Origin of the sequence: Vibrio sp. 10N.222.49.A3, from assembly GCF_041475145.1 — a bacterium.
GTDB classification, from domain to species: Bacteria; Pseudomonadota; Gammaproteobacteria; order Enterobacterales; family Vibrionaceae; genus Vibrio; species Vibrio tasmaniensis_A.
In genome coordinates, this window is the sequence record NZ_JBFRVM010000311.1 from 1 (window position 1) to 280 (window position 280).

At 55.7% G+C, this 280-nt stretch carries 1 protein-coding gene; it reads left to right on the plus strand.

Annotated elements, in window-relative coordinates:
- Nucleotides 1–14: 14 nt before the first annotated feature.
- Nucleotides 15–280: Ig-like domain-containing protein (locus AB4589_RS25320; protein WP_372101946.1), on the plus strand; the 266-nt coding region annotated here is incomplete at its 3' end.

The window sequence follows — 280 nt, forward strand, 5'->3', positions numbered from 1 at the left end:
CCACTTCCTCCGATGTGAGCGATTCCGTCACTTGGACGTCGGATGATCTGAGTACCGCGACAGTAACGCCGACTGGCTTCCTGTCTGGCGTCAACGTCGGCCAAACAATGATAACCGCCATTAAAGATGGCGTCACCAGTAACACAGTGAGCGTGGAGGTCAGCGCGGCGGTCATCACCGCGATTGCGGTCACACCGCCTTCGGTTTCTGTGGCAAAAGGTCAACTGACACCACTAATGGCAACCGCAACCTACAGTGATACCACTTCCTCCGATGTGAG